Raw genomic sequence first — 18,266 nt, 5'->3', positions numbered from 1 at the left:
TGTCGCGCCCCGGCGGCTGAGGGGGAGCCGCAACACGTCGTGCTAATCGGTGAATGGGCAATGTAGGTCGCGCTTGTGACTGCGGCATGACAGCGGATCGTCAGCTTTCCAGCTCCTAGCCACCTGACAGGCCACGCTGCTCCGGTTCGGTCAGGCGGGCCTTCTGCGCCGCGTCCAGCTCGCCGTTGCCGACCATCTGGAAGATGCTGCGCGGGTCGTAGCCCTGTGTCGCGGCCGCCGCGCCCGGCCCCGGATTGCGGCCGGCCGGCGCGGTGGCGCCGGGCGATCCCGCGCCCGACAGCGGCTCGCTGCCATTGCCCAGGATCTGCACGCTGATGATGGACGGCAGGTTGCGGCGCGCCGCCGCCTGCTGCTGGCGCGAGGTCTCCTGCGCGCCCTGGGTCGCCCCCGCCGCGGCCGCGCTGGCGCTGGTCAACGCCGCGACGTTCACCGCCGCCAGCGCCGGCACGCCGGTGGCCTTGCCCTGCCCCACCACGTTGGCCGCGTTGACCACCTGCAGCGCCGCCAGGTTGACGTTGCCCGAGTAGCGGATGCCCGCCTCGCCCGCGTCGATGGTGCCCAACGGCGCCACCAGGTCGACGTCGCCCGGCGGCACCTCTGGAATCGGGTTGAGGGTGGCGATCCCGGCGCCGGTGCTGGGCACGGTGGGCGACAGCGTCAAGTTGCCGACGTCGTCATACAGGCGCCGCTGCGGCGTATACACCACCGTGCTCTTGGCGCCCCGGCCGCTGTTGATGTCGCCCTCGGCCGACCAGCCCAGGATGTTGCCGCCAAAGGTGGTCATGACCCGGCTCTGGCCCAGCAGGATGCTGCCCTTGGCGTACATCTGGATGTCGCCGGCGCCCTGGGTGATGATGCCGGCGGTGGACGGCGGCGCCACGCCCTCGACGCCGAAGACCACCTGGCCGCCCGGCGCCATCAGGTGGATCGAGCCGCCGTACAGCGTCTGGATGCCGGAGCCGCCGAACAGCGTGATGTCGCCCTGGTAGCGGATCGGCCGGCCATCCGCGCCGGTCGTCGGGTACAGCTCGGCGATCGCCTGGCGACCGCGGGCGTAGCTGCCGGCGCGCGGCCCGATCGGGTCGTTGTACTCGCGGCCGCCCGCCGTCAGTTCGGCGTAGTAGACCTGGCGCAGGAACACGCGCTGCTGCTCCGCCGGCAGCGCATCGAAATAGGCGCGCGCCCCGTCCGCGGCGCCACCGTAGCCATGCTGCGCGCGCAGCCACTCGAGCAGTTCGCCTTCGTAGGTCTTGGCCGTCTTGCCCGCCTGGCCGGACAGCGGCTGGCCCGGATCGGCGCGATTGGCCGGGTCCAGGTAGCGGCGCGCAAACGCCGCGTAGTCGCCTTGGCCGCCGGCGCTGGCGACGATGCCTGCGCCGCCCTTGCCGGTGGTCTGCCCGCCGTTGATCGGGCCGATGCTGGTGAGGCGGCCCTTGTCTTCCTGCGTCAGGTTGCGGCCGGCGCTGACTTCCAGCCAGCCAGGGCCGGCCACGTCGACGTTGGCATAGAGGATGTCACGGCCGGCGACGATGCGGGAAACGTCGTTGGGTTGGTGATTCAGGACCAGGGCCTTGAGGTTGACGATGTCGCCGCCGGCCTGGATGCTGACGGGACGGGCGGCGTGGTACTCGATGCCGTCCTTGGTCGTTATCGTGCTGCCGGTAGACAGGCCCACGATGTCGCCACCCGCATAGAAGCGCGCGATCCCCGCGTTGGACAGGGCGGGACGCCCCGCCGCCGAGTCCGTGCCGAAGGCGAGCAGGCCGCCCTCCAGGCCCACGGCGTTGCCGGCACTGACCGCCCCGCTGTCCCATGTGGCCTGGTAGGCGGGGCGTTCCGGCGCCGCGATCGACATCGGGTCCGCGCCCGACACGCCGGTGCGATAGCCGCCGCCATAGAGGCCGTCGCGCGCAAGCATTTCCACGCTGCCCTGGCTTCCCGGAGCAAAGGACCATTCCGTTGCGGCGTTGGCTGAGCTGGCGTGATAGAAAATGCTGCCCGATGCCGCCACCACGCTGACGCGCGAAGGATAGGCAAAGACGTTCGCATACCCACTGGCACTGTATTGGTACTGGTTCTTGGTCGCCAGGTTGTCGTTGTGGGCGGCGGTGATCGGCGTCAAGGCGCCGCCCGCGGCGAACAGGTCCAGCGAGGTCCTCGCCGTCCACAACGAGAACCAGCTATTGGCCCCGCCCGGCTGTTCCACGCCCTCGTGAATGAAGGGGGTGGCCGACAGCTGGTACATCCTGCCGGCATCGCCCACGCCGCCCAGGACCAGATCCCCGCGTGCGTTCAGCGCGGCGGTGGCGTCGCCGGCCACGATGGCCGGACCGCCGGATGGCGCCGCCAGCGTGGGACGCAATGGGTCCAGGCCACGGGAATCCGATCGGTCCACCGCCCGATATAGCGGATCGACCCGTCCGATGCTGCGCGCATCCACCTTGATGGCGCCGCGCAGGTTGGTCAGGACGCCGTTCAGATCGGAGTACGGCGCGGAAATGTCATTGACCCCATCGCTCGAGCTGGTTCGCAAGGGATTCAGCGCGCCGCCGACGCGCAGGCTCAAGTCCCCGCCACCGGTGGACACACGCTTGCCGTCCGGCGTGATCCGCCCGGTGCTACCCACGGCAAGCGCCAAACCCTGCATGGTGGGATAGGTATTCTGCAACGCCACGGGCTGGGTCAGCACGCCTGCGTCGCCGCCCACATTGACCGACAGATTGCCGCCACCGAGCGTGCCGAAGCCGGTAAAGCCCTCCACCGATACGCCCGGTGTCTCGAATATGGAAAAGTACGGCGACGGCAGGTAGGTCCCGAAGTTGATCCACCAGGCCGTCTGCTGGCCGATGCCGGCGCCCCCCTGGCGCCACAGCCAATAGCCGGGGTAGCTTCCCGGCGCGGGCGCCGCGCCACGGGGATCCTGGCCGTCGAACTTCGACGGCAGGCCGCGCACCGCGCCGCGCATGTCGCCTTGCACATTCAGCAGCAGGTCGCCGCCGCGCTCGGGATACCAGGCGGCGTATTGGCCGCCGGTGACGAGCGGCTCGTAGCTGGCCGCGGCGGCGCCCAGCACCGAGCCGTAGCCGTCCGTCTGGCTCATCAGCTCGTCATAGGCGCGCGGCAGGTTGTAGGCGTCCCTGCCCAGCGCATCGAGAATGGGATTGCCCTGGACGTCGCGCACGGCGTCCGACGGCGTGCCGGCGGTGTAGATGCCGTAGTAGGAACCCTGCTGGAAGTTGCCGCCGGCCAGGATGTCGAGATCGCCGCGGCCGGTGCGGATCACGCTGAAGATGGGCGATTCGCCCAACAGGCCGAAGCTCAGGTCCTGCAGGTAATGCGGATCCGACAGCTTCACATGCCCGCGGTCGCCCAACTGGAAAGCCGGCAGCAGCGCGCGGGTGTCGGCCGAATCCAGGTCGGCGCCCCCCGCCAGCCGCAGACTCCAGGACGAAGCGCCCCGGCCCAGCATGGGCGCGACGGCCCAGATGCGGCCCTGTACCCCATCGGCGTTCAGGTCCCGCAGTTCCACCGTGCTGCCGTTGAAGCGCAGGTCGGTTCCGCTGGGCAGGTAGGCGCCGGCTGCCAGCGGCAGGTCGGCGGCCAGGGCCGGCGGGGCATTGAAGATCGACAGCGGCGTGCCTTTGGGCACGGTGAAGGTCCGCACGGAGATCGCCTGGTTCAATGCCATGCCCGCGCCCAGGCGGGCGCCGGCCGTCAGCGTCAAGGCGGCCGGCAGCACGCTGCCCTTGGCGTAGAGCGTGCCGTCCGCCGCGCGCACGTCGGCCTCCAGCACGGTGCCGGCCGCCAGGGTCAGGGGCTGGGCCAGTTCGACCTGGGCCGGCAGGCGCGCGTTGGCCTTGATGGTGTTGGGCTGGATCGGCAGGTCGAAATTCAGCGATTCGGTCTCGGTGTTGGGAAACACCGTGCCGCCGGCCAGCGTGACCGCGCGCGGCAGGATCAGGCTTTGGCCGGCCACGTCGACGCCATTGGCGTCATCCGGCCCCGCCCGGCCGATCAGGCGCCAGGCGCGGACGTCGTCATCGGTGCCCAGCGGCGGCGCGAAACCGTCGGTGATGCTGCCGTAGATGTTCAGGTCGCCCTTGGCGCGCACCAGCAGCACGCCGGCCGCGCCGAAGCCGCGGCGCGCCGGATCATTGCGGTCCGCGTCGGGGCCATAGCGGTAGTTCGACAGGTCCAGGTCGCCCTCGACGCGCAGATCGCCGTCGGCGGCGCGGCTGACGATCTCCACGCCGGGGCGCAACCCGTAGCCCCGCAGCCGCGCGCCCAGCGCGGCGTTGGCCAGCGCGGCGTTCATGTAGGTGACGCTGTCCGCGTCGATCTGGTCCAGATAGGCCTGGGTGATCACCTGCGGCGTGCGGCCGGTGATGTCCGGGGCCGTGGCGAGGGGCGCGTCGTCGTAGCGCCGGAAGGCATTGACCGACATGCGCTCGGCGCCCAGCACGTTGGGTGTGCCGAGGATGTCCAGCGCCACGTCATCGGCGCCCAGGCGCGGCGCGTTCAGGTCCAGCGTGCCGCGCGGGCGGCCATCATGCTGGCCGGGGCCATTGCCCGCCGCCACGCCGGTGCCGGCCCGCAGGTCGATGGCCGCGTTGGCGCCGAGCACCAGACGGCCCTGCGTGGCGGTCAGTTCGACCACCGCGCGGTTGGGGCTGTCGATGATGTCGCCCCGGCTGTCCACGCGCAGCAAGGCGCCGTGCGCGTCCAGCAGGCCGTTGACGATCAGGTCGCGCCGGGCCGACAGGCGGATGCTGCCGACTTGCGCGCCGCCGGCGTCGACCACGCCATTGACCGTCAAGCTGCCGCCGTCGACCGCGACGTTGATCCGCCGGGCCTTGATTTCATTGCCGATCACCAGGTCGCCGCGCTTGAGCTGGAAGGCGCGCGAGCCGGTCACGCCGCCTTCGGTCAGGCGCTGGTTCAGCGCCACGAAGTCGGCGATGGCCTGGGCCCGCAGCGCGATGCCGCCAGCCTCGAACGGCACCAGGGTGCCGCCGGCATCGTACTCGCCGCTGGACTGCCCCTTGATGGCGCCGCGCAGGTCGATCAGGCCGGCGCCGGCGCCCAGCGCCGTGGCCGTGAGCCTGCCGGCCTGGTTGTAGCGCGCCGACAGATCGATGATGGACCCGGCCGCCTGGACGATATCCCCCTTGCGGCTTTCGAGCTCCACGTCGCCGCCCCAGCCATAGCGCGTCTGGTCGCCCAGGGTCACGGCGCGACCGCCCAGCTCGAGCCGCGCCCCGCTGGCCAGCGTCAGGCCATGCTCGGCCTGCGCCACCAGCTTGCCGCTGGGCAACACGATGGCGCTGTCCAGCTCGACTTTGCCGCCTTGCAGGGTCAGCGTGGCGCCCCACAGCGCGGCGGCGTCGGCCGGCGCCGCGCCGGTGCCCGTCAATTGCAGCAGGTCGCCCGCCGTCAGGCGCGTGACCGAGCCGTTGCCGCCCGTGAGCATGGGCGTGCGCAACAGCAGCGAGCCGCCCTGGTACTGGAACTTGCCATCGACGAAGTCGCCGCGCGCCTGGTAGACCTCCAGGCTGCCCTCGCCGCCCGCGGTGATCTGCTCGGCGGCATCCATCCGCACGCTGGCGAAGCCCAGCGCCTGGCGCCGCATCTGCTGGTGCGGCACCTGCAGCGTGCCGTTGGCGTCGCCCAGCACGATCCGGCGCGCGCTCAGGTTCAGCGTGCCCAGGCCGGTTCCCGCCCCGCCGGCCGCGATCGGGGCGGGCTCGGCGTTGGCGACGCCGTTCCAGACCAGCGTATCGGTGGACAGGGTGGCGACGTCGCCGGCGCCGCCGTAGCCGTAAATGGCGGGCGTGTTCAGCACCAATTGCGCCAGGCTGGAGCTGCCGGTGGCGGCATCCAGTGTGCTGAGATTGACGTTGCCAAAGAAATTGACCGAGTCGCGCAACGAGAAGATCACCCGTTCCAGCGCCGGCGCGCCGACGCTGGGGTCGCCGTCCAGCAGGCGGCGCAACAGGTCCTGCGACAGGCGCAGCCCCGCGGGCAGAACGCCGCGCGCCATCGCGTCCGCCAGCGCGGCATCGCCGCCCGCGTTCAGGCTGCTGGCGGCCACCACCAGGTTGCGGGTGCCATAGCGCAAGGCGTCGTGCAGCACCAGATTGTTGCTGCCAAAGACCACCGTGCCATCGGAGTAAAGCTGGGTCGTGCCTGCGCAGGCTGTCGCCGGGCAGGCGCCAAGCTCGATGCGGCCGGATTGCGCGCCCAGCCCATTGCCGAAATCCAGCCAGCCATTGGAGATGGCCAGGATGCTGTTGTTTCCTCCCGCGCTGCCGAACCGGTAGCCCTGGCGCGCGTCATAAGGGGCGGCGCCCATCCCCAGCGTATTGATGGCCGCGCCGCGTTCGACCACGATCGACTTCGCCTGGTCGACGATCAGCAGCACTTCGGGCGCGCGCAACTGGGCGCCGCCGCGCACGATGACGTCGCCGCCGGAGCCGGCTGCCGTGCCCAGCTGGCGGTCTCCCGCCGTCACCGGCTGGTACGCCCAGCCGCCCAGCGACAGGCGGTTGGCGGCCACCGCGTTCAGATCCCTGTCCCGCAGCGCGATGCCGGCCGGCGAGGCCGTGGACGCGTCGTTGACGATCTCGAGCGCCGCGCCGTTGGTGCGAACCAGCAACTGGCCGCCATAGCCGTCCCTGGCGGGCGTGAAGCGGGCCTGGCCGTCGAACCGCAGCGCCGGCCCGGCGCCGGGCAGGTTGCGATAGTTGAACTCCAGCGCCGCCGCGTCGGCGGGCAGCATCGGCCGCGGCTGGCCACTGCGCGCGGCCTCGGCCAGCACGAAGGCGCTGTAGTCCATCTCGTTGTACTGGGCATGCCGCCGCAGCACGTCGCCGGGGGTGACCAGCGCCTGCCGCGGCATGGCATCCACGGCGCCGGTGTTGGACAGGCCGCGGATGGCCGCGACCGACCAGGATCCCCCCCGCAGCGTACTCGCGTTGCCGCCCAGCGCGCCCTGCCCCAGCTCGACGCGATAGGCGCCGGGCAACAGGGCGTAGTAGGACGGCAGCAAGGTATAGGTGCCCGCGGGCAGGCCGGGCACGCCGGCGCCGATCGTGATGGTCTCGCCGGCGCGCGGACGCGAGCCGGCGTAGCCGCTGGCTTCGTCGCGCGGCGCCACCGGCGCGTAGCCGTCGGCCAGGCCCGGCATGATCGCGTAGACCGGCCGGTCCGACAGCGCCGGCAGGTCGAATTTGCCGCTCACGGCATCGAACCGCGGCAAGGGATGGAACAGCGGATCGGTGGAGCCGCCTCGCCCGCTGATGAATCCCGCGCCCGCCAAGGTGCCTCCGCCGGACAGGTCGATGACCGCGCCGGCATCCACCGCGATCGATCCGCCCAGCAGGGAAATGCCGCGCATCACCCCGAAGACGCTCATGCCGCCGACGCCCACGGCCTCCACCGGCACGCCTTGATAAAGATAGCTCAGGCCGTCGACGGTGCCGCCATAAGGCACGGTGAGGCCCGCCGCGCTGACGGACGTCAGGCTGCCGGGCAGCAGCCGTACCTGGCGGGTATCGCCGTTGATGCCGATGCCCATGACGATACGTCCCAACGGCGCAAACACGTTGCCGCCCTGCTCCACGTTGGGCGCGTTCAAGGTCAGCGCGCCGAACACGGACAGCGGCGCGACGCCAGCCTGCGGACCGGCCACGCCCTCGATCCGCAGCACCGCGTCGGCCTCATAGGGAACGCCGCCGCCGCGCCACCCGGCCACCGCCAACCCCTTCGCGCCCGTGGCGGGATAGACCCGCTGCCCGGCCAGCAGCAGGTTGCCCGCCGTCAGGACGGCGCTGGTGTCGCTCTGCCCGCTGATGGGGATGTCGGTGGCGCCCGCGGTGGCCAGGAACCGCAGGTCACCCCGGCTGCGCAGGGCCACGTTGTCGTAGCCACGGCGTTCGATGGCCAGCTGGCCGCCGCCGCCCAGCCTGGCCGCGCCGGACATGCCGGCATTGACGCGGTTGCGGATATCGATCTGGTCGGCGTCGACTTCAAACAGCGCGGCGCCCGGTAGCGTCGACGGCTTCCACGCGTTGAGCGTGGCCTCGACCTGCTGCACGATCGCGGGAGTCAGGTTGGTGCGGCCGCTCAACAGCACATAAGGCGCGATGATGCGGACGGAGGCGCCCGCCCGGGTGTTGCCCAGCGCGCCCTGGTACAGGCTGATCGATTGCCGCGCCTGCAGCGTCACGTCGCCGTCGAAGGTCAACAGGTCGCGCGCATACAGCGACACGTCGCCAAAGCCGCCCGCCGCGATCTGGTCCACGCCAATGCGGCCCAAGCCATAGTCCAGCGCGGCGCTTTCCGGGGTGATGCCGGCCGGCAGCAGGCTCGCGCCCGCCGCCTGCGAAATGCGCAGCTCACGCGGCCGTATCAGGGCCTGCTGCGTGCCGGTCGCGTACAGCGGGGTTTCCAGCTTCAGCGACAGGGCTCCGCCCGCGGCTCTGGCGCCGCCCGCCGCGGCCCGCATCGCGCCATCCAGGTAGAGGCCGGCGGTGGCAGCCAGCGCGATCTCGCCGCCCTTGCCGTCAACCCGCCTGGCGCCCGCGCCGGCGCCGTCATCCACCGGAACGTCCACGGTCATCGCCGAACCCGACGCTTCCAGCACCGCGCCCGGCCGAATGACGACGAACTCGCCGTCGATGGCGATGCGCCCGCCATCGAGCTGCTTGCCGTAGCGGCGGCCACGGGCGTCCACGGCCATCGCCGCAATGCCGCCCACGTCGAGCCTCGCGCCCGATTCGATCCAGACCGAGTTGGGCAGGCCGCCCAGCTGCGCGGTGGCCCCCTGGTCATCCGCGCCCCGCGCCACCACGATCTGGCCGCCGGGCGCTTGCAGCGTGCCTTGCACCCGCATCAGCCCGCGCGATTGCAGGCGGATGGTCTGGCCTGGGTCGACCCGCAGCACGGCATCCCGGCCGATCCGCAAGGCGCCCACCGTCTGCGGCGTCGCCGCAACGAAGGCGGACAGCGACAGGCTGGCCCCGAGCCGCTGGCTCATCCGGCCGGTGACGGCATTCTCCTGGAACAACGGCGGCGTCCACAGCGTCAGCGCGTCATCGAAGCCGGCCAGCTGCGGGGCCGGCGTCTCGGACCTGGGACGATAGACCGGCATCGCCACGTCCAGCGCCATGCCGTCGGCAACGGTCAAGCCCTGCGCGCCGTTGATGTCGTAGCGCGCGAACCCGCGCTGGAACAGGTCGCCGCGCAACACCAGGCCATCGGCGCCGGCATCGGCATCCGCCGCATCGCTGATCAACACGCGGTTGGCGCCGACCCGCAGGGTGCCGCCGCCGTTGACGCCGTAGCCATACACCGTGCCGGCCAGCGACACCCCCACGGGTCCCGGACCGGGCACGCTGCCGTTCAGCGCCACCTGCTCCAGCGCCACGTCGCCGCCCTTGCCGCCGCTCAGCCGGCCCTTGACGTCCAGGGTCGCGCCCGAACGCGCATCCAGCACGCTGTCCGCCGTGACGGCAACCGCACCGGTGCTGCGCAGCGCGATCTGCCCGCCATTGCGCCAGGCCAGCGCATCGACGTCTTGCGGCGCGCGCCGCAGATTGGCCCACAGGCCGCTGACATCGATGCTTGTGCCGGGCGCGACCTCGACCCGCGCCGAGGTATTGGCGGCCGGCGCCAGGAAAACCTCGCGTTCGACGCTCCGCAGCACATTGCCGGCAGCCACGCGGCCGCCGCGCGCCGTCAGGTCGCCCTGGATGGAGACGTTCGGTGCGTACAGTTCGATCAGGCCTCCGGAAGCGACCCGCAGATCCTGCCCGACGGTCAGGTCCTGCGCCGCCACGGCGGTGATCTGGCCCAGGCCCGCGCGGCTCAGCGCCGCGGCATCGAGCCACACGGTGTCGCGGCGGTCCGCCGGCATGGCGCCGTCCAGCCCGAGCCTGTCGGCCAGCGGCGGCATGGCATCGGTGAACAGGATCTGCCTGGCCGCGGCCGCCAGGTCGTACCCCCACGAAGTCGTCGTTGCGCTGGTGATCTGGCGTGCCACATAGCGGCCAACGATCAATTGGCCCGCCTGCGCCCGGGCCAGCTGCGACTGCTGGTAGCCGGTCTGCTGCCGCAGGCCCGCCTCCACCGCCTGTCGCGCCTGGACCTGGCGTTCGCCCTGGAAGGCCTCGCCCACGATACTGCCTTCCATCACCGCGGTGCGCGTGCCGATGACCAGGCGGCCCGCGTCGCGTCCGGCCGTATAGCCGTCTTCGTAGCGCTGCCGGGGCGCCAGCAAGGCGCTGTAGAAATAGCGGGTGGCGCTCTGGCCCCAGCGCGCGTGGGTGTCTTCGAAGCCGCGATACAGGCCCTTGTAGAGCAGGTCGCCGGGCGCGCGCGAGACTTCGTACAGGCGGCCGTCCTCGCCCCGCAGCCAGCTCTGCTGGATGTTGCCGCCCGCCACATCCAGCGTGCCGCCCGAGAGGTTGATGAGCGACCCCTGGCGGGCGACCAGCTCGCCGCCCTCCACCGTCACCGTGCCGCCGATCGCCGCCCACTCGCCGATGCCGTGGCGCTCGGTGCCCAGGTAGCCGCCCACCTCCAGCAGCCCGCCGGCGGTGTACCAGCGCTCGCGTTCATAGCCGTTCACGCCCTTGGCCACCTGCACCAGCGCGCGGCGGTCGATCCAGATTTCGCTGTTGTTCAAGACCTTGCCATCGCGGTTGAGCGGCGCGTCGCGCAGTTCGTTGCCCTGGATATTGATCTTGAGGTTGTTGGATTCCATCGTCACCTTGACGCCGACCGCGCCGGCGACGTCCAGCAACGCACCGTCGTTGAGCAGCGTGCGGCGATTGGCCGCGATGGCGATCTGCCCCCCCGTGGCCAGCGCCAACGCGCCGTCCCGGGCCTCGACCGTGCCGCCGCTGGTCACCTCGATGCGCGACTGGTCGCGGCGATCGGGCAAGGCGCTCAGGTGATCGAAAGCCTGGCCCGCGGTCCGATGATTGTCGCCCTCCTCCGGCGCCGGACGCACCAGCGTGTCGCGCTGCGCATCCAGCGCGACGGTGCCGTCGTTCTCGATCAGGATGGCGGTGGTGGAATCCCGGCCGAACACGACGCTGCCGCCAGCGTCGCTGGCCGAATTCAGCAGATGCACCGTGCCGCGCGTGGTCACCGACGTGGTGGCGATGGCCGCGCCCTGCTGGCGGACCTCGTGTCCGGTCAGCGTGATGTCGCCCAAGGGCGACTGGATCAGGCCGGTGTTGGCCGCCACGCCCGCCTGGCTGCCCGCATTGCGGCGCGCCGATACCTCGTTGCCACGGGTGGTGGAACGGACGTTGGCGTCCGATCCCAGGCCGCGGCGGATGATGAAGGTGTCGCCCGCCGCCAGCACCGTCTGGCCGCTCGGCGTCGTGATCTGGCCGGCGTTGTGGACTTCGCGGCCCAGCAGCAGGACGTAGCCGCCGCCCTGGGTGACGCCGCCAGGCGCGCTGGTCTGGATGCGCGCGCCGGCCTCGACGCGCACGTCGCCGGTGGCGTTGCCGGCGCGGGCGGCGTCGCCCTGGCCGACCAGGTCGTTGCCGAAGCTGGGCGTGTAGCGCTCGTTGGCGCTTTCACCCGTCTTGCCACTGTACAGGCCGCTGCGGAACTGGGCGTCGCTCATCCCCACCGCGGCGGCGACCAGGTTGCGCGTATTGACCTGGCTGGAACCGCTGAAGACGATGCCGTTGCGGTTGACGATCATGACGGTGCCGGGTGCTTCGATCTGGCCCTGTATCTGGCTGGGCCGCGCGCGCGGGTCGTTGACCCGGTTCAGCACCGACCACGAACTGGCCTGCTGCTTGAACGATACGGTGGTGTTGCGGCCGACGTTGAAGGTCTCCCAATTCAGGATGGCCTTGTCGGCGGTCTGGTCGACCGTGACGACGGTGCGGCCGTCACGCGAGGATTGCGAGCCGGGCGTCAAGGGACGCGCATTGAGCCAGCCGGCCGTCAGCGGATCGGTGTCGACCTTCAACCCGTCTTCGGCCATCCCGTCCGGCACCGGCGCCCCCTGGTGCAGCGCCGCCTGGCGCGCCGCGGCCTGGGCCGCCTGCTGCGCCGCGATCGCCGCCGCGCCCCGGTTCAGGTTGGCGAGCGAGCGCTGCAGCTGCTGGTTGGCGCGCTGCTGGTCGCGCAGCGTCGACGGAATGCCGGCCAGGCCGCCGCCGGGCAGGCGTCCGGTCGCGGCGGTCTGCGCCTGCGTGGCGCGCTTGTCGGAGAACCAGCCAGGACCGAACGCCGGGCCGGCCGCCAGCACCGGCGCCGCCGACAGGGCGAGGACCAGGGCGTGCATGGCTGGCGACAGCCGGAATGCGGGGGCGCCCCGTTGTCTGCCCTTGCCACGTCGGGTCACGCTGCCTGTCTGCTGGTTCATGCCGTATCTCTGATCCTGGGTATGCGCCGCTACGAAAGGCGGCTGTCGATATGGGTGCCGGGCCGGCCGAGCTCGCGGCATGCGCGAACGCGCGGCAAATGGCCGCGACACCGGCAATGATGTGTCCGCCAGATGACAGCGGCGGGAAAAAAGGTGTGGAGTGGCGTAACAGTGCGGCGCGCGCCTCAGCCACGGCCGGCGACGTCGCCGCACACGGCCGCATTGCCGAGGTTCAAGCGCGCCGGCGTCCCCGCGGGGCTGACGAAGGTGGCCAGCAGGTGCGCGCGCAGCGTGGCGGGCAGCGGCGCCAACTGATGGCTGGCGATGGCCAAGGGGTCCTCGTACAGGCGCTTGAGAAACACCCGCAAGGCGCTCGTGACGATGGTATCGGCATAGCACTGGCTCAGCACCAGGTTGGTGGAGCCGACGATCGGATAGCCGCCGGGCGGATCCGCCACGATCCGCACCCAGTTGGCCGGATTGCCCGGATTGTCCGGCGACGACCAGCCCGGCGCGCCCGGACCGCGCCCCACCGCCGTGCCGTTGGGCAGCGCCGGCGCGCCGGTCGATTCCATTGCCGCGAGGACATTGGCGGACGTCGGCAGGTAGGCCACGCCATCATGCAGGTTGACCAGCCAGGCCTGTTTGATGCCGGCGGTGTAGACGGGGTCCGGTCCGATATAGGTGATGGCCGAGACATTCCCCGCCATCGCCGCGGCGGCGCCGTCGTCTCCATGCGCCTCGACGAAATGGGCCGGCAAGGGCCCGGGCGGGAACTCCTCCCGGAACACACTCTTGCCAGTGAACCGCAAGGCGCCGCCGGTTTCGCAGACGGCACGCAGATGACGGGTCAGCAACGCGGTAGTGCCGCTGCCGTCTGCACGGTAGACCAGCTTGAAGGCGTCCAGCGAGGGCGGCACCGACACCCCCAACTGGCTCCAGCGATCCACCATGCCCGAGAAGATCGCGCAAAGCTGCCGGGAACTCAGCGTGACGGGCTGCGACGGGCCCTTGTAGGAAATCGTGACGGCCACATACGCGGCCGGAATCTGGATCAACGGCCCGTGGCCGGCGGGGTCGCCCTGCCGTCCCCAACCCTGGACCAGGTAGTCGGCGATCTGCGCCTGGGTCAACGGCGTCTCGCTGCCAATCCAGTGGACTGCCCCGTTGCGGCCGAACGTGTCCGCGGTATTGAGCAGGAACGCGCGCAATCCGGCCGTGCTGCCCGTGCCCACGTAGGACGGAAAAATCCCCGGCGGGAGTTTGGCGAGGGTCTCCTGGTACAGCGGCAGGGGCAAGGTGGCGCCGCCCGAGACTATCATCTGGCCGGCGGCCGCGCCGTGGATGCAGGCCTGGGCCAGCAGGCACAGCGTGGCGAAGCGGAGAAGGTACTTGCTCATGGCGAACTCCGGGCATCGGGCGCCTGCCGGCATGTAGCGCCGCGCCCTGGAAAAAAAGGGCGAAGCCCCGTTGCCGGTTGCTCCGCCCCGCTCTGCCTTGACGGCCAGTGCTAGCGAACCATCGTGAAATCAACCACGGCCGGCGTAGCTGCCGCAAACCGTCGCGTTGTTGATGTTCAGGTTGGCGGTGGTGCCGTTGATGAAGGCGGCCAGCACGCGCGTGCGGTTCGCCGGGGTCAGCGGAACCAGCTTGTGCTGGTCGATCTTGCCGGGGTTGCTGCCACCGACGGTCGAGTTGGCGGTCGAGTAGTGCGTGGTCAGGAAGTTCTTGATCGCCGTGGCCACGGCCGCGTCGGTGTAGCACTGGCTGAACACGAAGTTGGTGTAGCCCACGATCGGGTAGCCCGAACCCGGGTTGACCGTCGAACGCACCCAGTTGAACGGGTTGGCCTGGTTGTTCGTGTCGGTCCAGTTGGCGCCGGCCGGGTCACGTTGCACCACACCGGTGGCGGGCGGCAGGGCCGCCGCGCTACCCAGGGCGGTGCTGACGTTGGCCGAGGTCGGCGCGTACGCCACGCTGTTGTTCTTGTTGATCAGCGAGGCCTGTTCGAGCGCAACGGTGAAGGAGGGATCCGGGCTCAGGTAGGTGATGGCCGAGGCCTGGGCGCTGATGGCCGTGGCCACGCCGCCGCTGCCGGCGGCGGCCAGGAAGTTGGCCGGCGGCGTGTTGCCCGGGAATTCCTGGGCGAAGGTGCTCTTGCCGCTGAACGCGACGTTGGCGTCGGTGCCGCAGACGGCCTGCAGGTGGCGGGTCAGCAGTTCGGTGGTGCCGCTGCTGTCCGAACGGTAGATCACCGTGAAGGCGTCGGGCGCCGAGCCGGAGGAGACACCGACGTCGCTCCACTTGGTGTACTTGCCCGACAGCACGCCGCACAGCTGCGCCTTGTTCAGCGTGACGCCGGCCGCGGGACCCTTGTACGAGATCGTCACGGGCGTGCCCACCGACGGGATCTGGACCAGCGGGCCATGGCCCGAGGTGTTGCCGATCTTGCCCAGGCCTGTCGTCAGGTAGTCGTTGATCTGGGTCTGGGTCAGGATCGAGTCGCTGCCGATCCAGTGGACCACGCCGGTGCTGTCGAAGCCGACGGCGCTGTTGGTCAGGAAGGCGGTCTTGCCCGCGCCGCTGCCCTTGCCGACGTAGGCCTTGAAGGTCGACGCCGGGAAGCTGTTGATTTCATCCTGGTACAGCGGTTGGGGCAGCGTCGCGCCACCCGACACCACGACCTGTTGCGCCAGGGCGGCGCCCGACAGGGACAGCATGCCGACCGCCGACAGCGCGGCGACCAGGGAATTGCGATTGAACATGTCTTGCTCCTTGCACTCGTTTAGGACAGAACTGCGTGGGGAGAAAAGAACGAATGGACCCGAGAACGCATCCGGCGGCGCTCTGCAAAGGCCGGCCTGATGCGTTGGAGACATGTTGATCAGACGAGGTGACAGCGACGGGAAAAAAGGTGTGGAGTGAGGTAAGAATGTGCGGAGATGTGCGGAGTTCGCTACGCCCGCGCCGATTGCGCCTTCACGTTGCGGCGCGCGTGTCGATACCGTCTCAGCCCACCATCTGGTTGATCTCCATGATCGGCAGCATCACCGCCAGCACGATGGTCAGCACCACCCCGCCCATGATCAGGATCATCAGCGGTTCGAGCATCGCCGTCATGGCCATGGCGCGCCGCTCGATGTCGGCGGACAGCGTCTGCGCGGCGCGGTCCAGCATGCGCGCCAGCGTGCCGGTCTTCTCGCCGCTGGCGACCAGGTGGCAGAGCAGCGGCGGAAACACCTTCTGCTGGCGCAGCGCGGCGCCCAGGCCAGACCCGCCTTCGATGCGTTCGGTGGCGTCGAGCACCGCGCGGCGCAGGCAGTCGTTGGCCAGCGTCTGCCGCGCGGCGTCCAGCGCGCGCAGCAGCGGCACGCCGGCATCGGCCAGGATCGCCAGCGTGGCGGCGAAACGCGCGGTGTTCACGCCCAGCGCGAAGCGGCCGATCATCGGCAGCCGCAGGATGCGCCCGTGCCACGCGAGCCGCGCCGCCTCGGCGCGCTGCGACAGGCGCCACAGGCCGAACAGCAGCGCCGCGACCAGCGCGTTCAAGCCGCCCCAGGCGCGCACGTAATCGCTGGCGGCGAGCATGGCGCGGGTGATCCAGGGCAGCTCCTGGCGGGCCTGCGAAAAGGCGCTGACCACCTGCGGCACGACGTAGGCCAGCAGGAACACCACGATGCAGATCGACACCACCCCGACGATGGCCGGATAGATGAACGCGGTCAGCACTTTCGAGCGCAGCGCATTGCGCCCCTCGATGTAGTCGGCCAGCCGTTCCATGATGCGGGCCAGGTCGCCGGAGTCCTCGCCGGCCTTGATCAGGGCGCGGTAGATCGGCGGGAAATCGCGCGGCCGGGCGCTCAGGGCATCGGAAAAGCGTTGCCCGCCGCGCACGTCGGCGCGCACGCCGGAAAACGTGGCGGCGATATGCTTCTTTTCGGCCTGCTCGACGGTGGCCGACAGCGCGCCCTCCAGCGGCAGCCCAGCGGCCAGCAGGCTGGCAAGCTGGCGCGTGGCCCAGGCCAGATCGCTATCGGACAGCCGCGCGGCGAACAGCTCCGCCGAGCCGGCTCCGCGCCGGGCCGACAGGCGCACCGCCAGCGCGGTCAGCCCCTGGGCCCGCAGCTGCGCGCGGGCGGCGCGGGCGCTGTCGGCGCTCAACACGCCGCGCTGGATCCTGCCGAGCGCGTCGGCCGCTTCGAAACGAAAATCCGCCATGGTCCGCCCTACCCGTCCCGCGTGACGCGGATGATTTCCTCGCGCGAGGTCTGGCCGGCAAGCACCCAGCGTTCGCCGTCCTCGCGCATCAGCTTCATGCCGGCGCGCTGCGCGGCCACGCGCAGCTGCTGTTCGCCGGCGCCCTCGTGGATCAGGCCGCGCTGGGCGTCATCGACGATGTACAACTCGTGGATGCCGGTGCGGCCGCGATAACCCGTGTGGTTGCAGGCCGGACAACCCACCGGCTCGAACAGGCCCGGTTCCTGCGGCGATGGCCGGCGGCAGTCCAGGCACAGGCGCCGCACCAGGCGCTGCGCCAGCACGCCCAGCAGCGACGAGGCCAGCAGGAAGCGTTCCACGCCCATGTCGGTCAGCCGCGTCAGCGCCGAAACGGCATCGTTGGTGTGCAGCGTGGCCAGCACCAGGTGGCCCGTCAGCGAGGCCTGCACCGCGATCTGCGCGGTCTCCAGGTCGCGGATCTCGCCGATCATAATGACGTCCGGGTCCTGCCGCAGGATGGCGCGCAGCGCCACCGCGAAGCTCATGTCGATCTTGGCGTTGACCTGGATCTGGCTGATGCCCGGCAGGTCGTATTCCACCGGATCCTCGACCGTCAGCACGTTCGAGGTGGCGGCGTCGATCTGGCCCAGCGCGGCATACAGCGTGGTGGTCTTGCCGCTGCCGGTGGGCCCGGTGACCAGCACGATGCCATGCGGCTGGTGCACCAGGCGATCCAGTTCGCGCAGCACGCCCGGCGCCATGCCCAGCTTCTCCAGCCGCAGGCGGCCGGCCTCCTTGTCCAGCAGGCGCAGCACCGCGCGTTCGCCGTGGCCGGTGGGCACGGTGGAAACGCGGATGTCGATCGGCCGGCCGCCCACGCGCAGCGCGATGCGCCCGTCCTGCGGCAGCCGTTTTTCGGCGATGTCCAGGTGCGCCATGATCTTGATGCGCGAGATCAGCGCGCCGTGCAACGCCTTGCGCGGGCTGACCACGTCGCGCAGCCCGCCGTCGACCCGGTAGCGCACCACCGAATGGGTTTCATAGGGCTCGATGTGGATGTCGCTGGCGCCGTCGCGCGCGGCCTGCGTGAAGAGCGCGTTGATCATGCGGATCACCGGCGCGTCGTCCTGCGCGTCCAGCAGGTCGGTGACCTCGGGCATCTCGTGCAGCAGGCGGTCCAGGTCGACCTCGTTCTCGGCCGCGCCGACCACCGAGGCGGCGTCGCCGGCATCGGCGTAGGCGGCGGCCAGCAGCCCGTCGAACTCGGCGTCGGCGGCGCGGCGCAGCGCCATGGGGCCATGGCGACGCCGCGCCTCGATCACGGCCCAGGCCGGCGTCTGGTCGGTGATGACCAGTTCGCCGAAACCCCCGCCCTGCCACTGCAGCAGCGCCCGGTGCTGGCGCGCCCAGGCATAGGGCAGCTTGTGACGCGGGCTGGCATCGCGCGCGTTCATGGCGCCCGCGACGATGCCAGGGGCGGCACGCGGTCGATCGATACCTCGGCCACGGGACCAGCCTGCCGTTGCTGGGGCGCGCACCCCGCCAGCGCCAGCAGCTTGGCCATGCTGGCGGCGGTGCGGCGGGCGGACGCGCGGTAGACGGTGCGCTGCAAGGGGTACTGCGTCACGGG

At 70.9% G+C, this 18,266-nt stretch carries 6 protein-coding genes; all 6 read right to left on the bottom strand.

The annotated features are described in order from the left end of the window. Window positions 1-115 precede the first annotated feature (115 nt). Window positions 116-12,418 (bottom strand): filamentous hemagglutinin family protein, encoded by a 12,303-nt coding sequence (locus AC6CR5_RS05060; protein ID WP_498085300.1) that lies wholly within the window; start codon window positions 12,416-12,418, stop codon window positions 116-118. A gap of 185 nt (window positions 12,419-12,603) precedes the next feature. Next, complete coding sequence (locus AC6CR5_RS05055; protein WP_498085299.1) at window positions 12,604-13,818, bottom strand: PstS family phosphate ABC transporter substrate-binding protein; 1,215 nt, start codon at window positions 13,816-13,818, stop codon at window positions 12,604-12,606. A 129-nt stretch (window positions 13,819-13,947) separates the two neighbouring features. Then, window positions 13,948-15,183, bottom strand: a complete 1,236-nt coding sequence (locus AC6CR5_RS05050) for a substrate-binding domain-containing protein (RefSeq protein ID WP_006384901.1) — start codon at window positions 15,181-15,183, stop codon at window positions 13,948-13,950. A 244-nt stretch (window positions 15,184-15,427) separates the two neighbouring features. After that, a complete protein-coding gene (gene gspF / locus AC6CR5_RS05045) occupies window positions 15,428-16,636 on the bottom strand; it encodes a type II secretion system inner membrane protein GspF (protein ID WP_026384973.1) in 1,209 nt (402 codons plus the stop codon). A gap of 8 nt (window positions 16,637-16,644) precedes the next feature. Then, the gene (gspE, locus tag AC6CR5_RS05040) at window positions 16,645-18,090 is read right to left on the bottom strand and encodes a type II secretion system ATPase GspE (RefSeq protein WP_498085298.1); all 1,446 of its coding nucleotides are present in this window, start codon (window positions 18,088-18,090) and stop codon (window positions 16,645-16,647) included. After that, window positions 18,087-18,263 carry a hypothetical protein gene (locus AC6CR5_RS05035; protein ID WP_498085297.1) on the bottom strand — a complete coding sequence of 59 codons (177 nt, stop codon included), beginning with the start codon at window positions 18,261-18,263 and terminating at the stop codon, window positions 18,087-18,089. The genes gspE and AC6CR5_RS05035 overlap by 4 nt, the downstream gene beginning before the upstream one ends. Between the last annotated feature and the right edge of the window lie 3 nt (window positions 18,264-18,266).

The organism is Achromobacter sp. EG18, assembly GCF_059759395.1.
The sequence above is the reverse complement of the archived record's forward strand: the minus strand, read 5'-3'. Positions and strand labels throughout refer to the sequence as shown.

What these genes read in the sequence shown, in the direction of transcription:
- AC6CR5_RS05060 (WP_498085300.1), bottom strand. Translation starts at nt 12,418, where the DNA reads ATGAACCAGCAGACAGGCAGCGTGACCCGACGTGGCAAGGGCAGACAA.
- AC6CR5_RS05055 (WP_498085299.1), bottom strand. Translation starts at nt 13,818, where the DNA reads ATGAGCAAGTACCTTCTCCGCTTCGCCACGCTGTGCCTGCTGGCCCAG.
- AC6CR5_RS05050 (WP_006384901.1), bottom strand. Translation starts at nt 15,183, where the DNA reads ATGTTCAATCGCAATTCCCTGGTCGCCGCGCTGTCGGCGGTCGGCATG.
- gspF (WP_026384973.1), bottom strand. Translation starts at nt 16,636, where the DNA reads ATGGCGGATTTTCGTTTCGAAGCGGCCGACGCGCTCGGCAGGATCCAG.
- gspE (WP_498085298.1), bottom strand. Translation starts at nt 18,090, where the DNA reads ATGAACGCGCGCGATGCCAGCCCGCGTCACAAGCTGCCCTATGCCTGG.